Raw genomic sequence first — 3,513 nt, 5'->3', positions numbered from 1 at the left:
ATCAGGTAGTGCCGACTTCAGTCGGCTGAGCCGGAAGCCGACTGAAGTCGGCACTACCAGAGACCCGATGGACGCTTGAATATTCATGAATCGGCTAAAGTCGGCACTCCTTTTTACAACCCAGATAGAGTGCTATACCAATAACCAGGAAGATCAAGTATGACGATCTCAGACGCTCGCCACCGTGTTGAAGAGTTGCGCTCGGTGCTTGATGAGGCAAATTATCGTTACCATGTGCTTGACGATCCGACGCTCAGTGATGCAGCGTATGATGCACTGATGCGCGAGTTGCGTGGGCTTGAAGCGACGTATCCTGAGCTTTTGACGCCGACGTCACCGACCCAGCGTGTCGGTGCGCCTGCTGCAAGCCAGTTTGCCAAGGTGCGCCATCCGCAGTTGATGCTCTCGCTCGAGAATGCGATGAATGAGCACGAGTTGCACGAGTGGCATGTCAATCGGGTACAGAAGCTGCTTGGCCCTGAGACACCGGTTTCGTTTGTGGTTGAGCCAAAGATTGATGGGCTGGCGATTGCGCTAACGTATGAGCACGGCCAGTTTGTGCAGGGGGCAACCCGCGGTGATGGCGAAATTGGTGAGGATGTCACCGCGAATCTGCGGACCGTCAGAGGCATCCCGTTGCACCTGCGCCCCTCGACGAGCGGGACGACCCAACTCTCGTTGCTGGATGAGCCTGCACCGAGCGGCTCTGAGCGTGATGCTCTGGGGCTTCCTTCCGCCATGCCCACACGGATCGAGGTGCGCGGTGAGATCTATATGCGTACGGCTGATTTTGAGGCGTTGAATGAGCGGCTGGCGCATCGTCGCGAGAAGCTGTTTGCGAATGCACGCAATGCCGCTGCTGGTTCGTTGCGCCAGAAAGATCCGTCGATCACGGCTGACCGCCCGTTGCGTTTCTTTGCGTATGCTGTTGGCCCCTTTACGGGGGTCGAACTGGCGAGCCAGTGGCAAACATTGTCGTATTTGCGTCGGCTTGGCTTTCCGGTGAATCAGGATGTGCGCTACTTTGAGCGCTTTGCCGATGTGGTGACCTATTGCAACGCCTGGATGGAGCGTCGCGATCAGCTTGCGTACGAAGCCGATGGCGTGGTGGTCAAGGTAGATGCTTTTGCCCAACAGCGCGAACTCGGGGTGGTGCAACGCGATCCACGGTGGGCGATTGCCTTCAAATTCCCGGCCCGCGAGGCAGTGACGCGCTTGCTCAACATTGTGGTCAATGTCGGTCGTACCGGGGTTGTGACGCCGAATGCCGAGCTTGAACCGATTGAGCTTGGTGGGGTTACGGTGCGCAATGCGAGCCTGCACAACGAAGCGTATCTGCGTGAACGTGATATCCGGGTTGGCGATCAGGTGATGGTCAAACGGGCTGGCGACGTGATCCCGTATGTTGTTGGCCCGGTAACGGCGAGTCGTACCGGCAATGAACAGGTCTGGGCCTTCCCTGAAGTTTGTCCGGCCTGTGGCACCCCGCTTGAGCGTCTGGAAGGTGAAGCGGCGTGGCGTTGTCCGAATTTTGGCATTTGTCCGGCGCAACTCGTGCGACGGATCGAGCATTTTGTCAGCCGGAGCGCGATGGATATCGTCGGCATTGGCGAGCGCCAGGCCGAACAGTTTGTGAGCCTCGGCTGGATTCGTGATGTCGCCGACCTCTATAGTCTGACGCCCGAACATTTTGTAGGTGTGGAGGGATATGGATCGAAGCGGGTCGCGAATCTCTTGCAGGCGATTGAAGCCTCAAAGCAGCGCCCCCTCGAACGGGTGATTGTTGGCCTCGGCATTCGTTTTGTGGGCACTGTTGCCGCGACGACGCTTGCCACCCATTTTGGGAGTCTCGAGGCCTTGATCGAGGCGCAACCGGCTGAGATCGAAGCTATTGAAGGAATGGGGCCAGTGGTGGCCGCCAGCGTGAGAGAATTCTTTCAGCGCCCCGAAAACCGGGAACTTGTTGACCGATTGCGGAGCGCCGGGTTGCAACTGACTGGTGCCGCCCCACGTGAACGCGCCAGCGATAGCCTTGTTGGCAAGACCTTCGTTTTGACCGGGACGCTGCCGACTCTGACGCGTGAAGCGGCGGGTGAGTTGATCAAAAATCATGGTGGCAAGATCAGTGAAAGTGTCAGCAAAAAGACCAGTTATGTGGTCGCCGGGGCGAGTGCCGGCAGCAAACTGAGCCGTGCGGAACAACTGGGCATCCCCATTCTCAGTGAAGAGCAGTTGTTAGCGCTGCTGCTCTAAGACGCGCAGGCGCTCGATGACGGCGAGATCTTCGCGTAACTGGACATCGTCGGGTTCAATGGCAAGCGCGACGCGGAGGCATTCCCGTGCGTCGTCATAGCGTTGCATCTTGGCATAGACGAACCCGAGCGCACGGCGTATCGTTACATCACGCGGCGCTTCGGTGATGGCTTCTTCCCAGGTTTGGGCTGCCAGGTGCCACATCCCTCGCTTGCGGTACTCAAGGCCTCGTTGATAGCCCCCTCCCGGCATGGTTCCCGTGCTTGTGATCCGCACCATCCGCGTGAAAAAATCGTCCATGCTGAGCACGCTCAGGATGACACTGAGCACGAGCAGCACGAGCGCTCCGATCCCTCCTGCGAGGGTCGTGAGCATCATGCCCAGCAGTGGGACGAGGATTGCGATGCCACTGAGGGTGGGGGCAAAGATCGCTACCATGACGGTGATGATGCTCAAGAGCAACCCGATACTATGCGCGATATAGGCCCACGGGCGTCGTTGCCAGAGGCCAGCCATGATGACCAGTGACATGCTTGTTACCAGCATTAGCCCGATCAGGCTCGCTGGTGATAGCATCGCACTGCTTGCTTCACCGCCATTGTCTGGAATGCCAACCAGGGCGAGACCACCAAAGAGACTGATGCCAAGCGCAAATAACCCATTGACGCCATAGAGCCCGAGCAGGCTATTCAGTGCCAGCGAGCGTTGTATGCGTGGTCGTTTGTGGAGCACAAGATCCTTCTGGCATTGGCGACATGTTCGGTCAGAAACATATGTTTGCGTACCGCAAAATGGGCACGGATCATCAATAATCGTTGGCGCTAAGGGTAACCCAAACGCTCGTTTTTTCGGCGGTGCTGTGGCGACAGGTTCTGGCGTTGTTGGCTCAGGTAGCGGAACATCAGCGTCGCTCATCGTTTCGGGGGCCGCAGCAACGGCTCGCAGTTGCTGAACCCTCGCAATGCGCTCATCGATACTCGGCCACGCGCTATCCTCTGGGGTGGCTTGCGCTGAGTCTGCGGCTTGATCCGATGAAGATGGAGCAAGACTGAGCCATTCAGAAGCTGAGGTGCCTTGCGCTGTCATCGCATCAAGGCTGAGCCACTCAGAAGTGTTTGATGGTGCTTCATCGCGAATGGGTTGGGCTCGGTTCGCTATCTCGGATGCACGAGGCTCATCACGGATGGGTTGGGCATCAAGGCTGAGCCAGTCGGGCATCGAGGCATCGGTGCGCTCGCGGGGTGGCTCCGGCTCGGCTGG

Annotated in this window: 2 protein-coding genes; one reads left to right on the top strand and one right to left on the bottom strand. The window is 58.2% G+C overall.

Annotated elements, in window-relative coordinates:
- Positions 1–159: 159 nt before the first annotated feature.
- Positions 160–2,253, top strand: coding sequence for an NAD-dependent DNA ligase LigA (gene ligA / locus EYB53_RS25135; RefSeq protein WP_135482341.1), 2,094 nt, complete (start codon positions 160–162; stop codon positions 2,251–2,253).
- Here the strand turns inward: ligA and EYB53_RS25130 are convergent.
- Positions 2,236–3,513: tetratricopeptide repeat protein (locus EYB53_RS25130; RefSeq protein WP_135482339.1), on the bottom strand; the 1,278-nt coding region annotated here is incomplete at its 5' end. The genes ligA and EYB53_RS25130 overlap by 18 nt on opposite strands.

Source organism: Candidatus Chloroploca mongolica, from assembly GCF_004762035.2.
Lineage (GTDB): Bacteria > Chloroflexota > Chloroflexia > Chloroflexales > Chloroflexaceae > Chloroploca > Chloroploca mongolica.
Note: the sequence above shows the minus strand (reverse complement) of the source record. Positions and strands in the feature narration are given on the sequence as shown.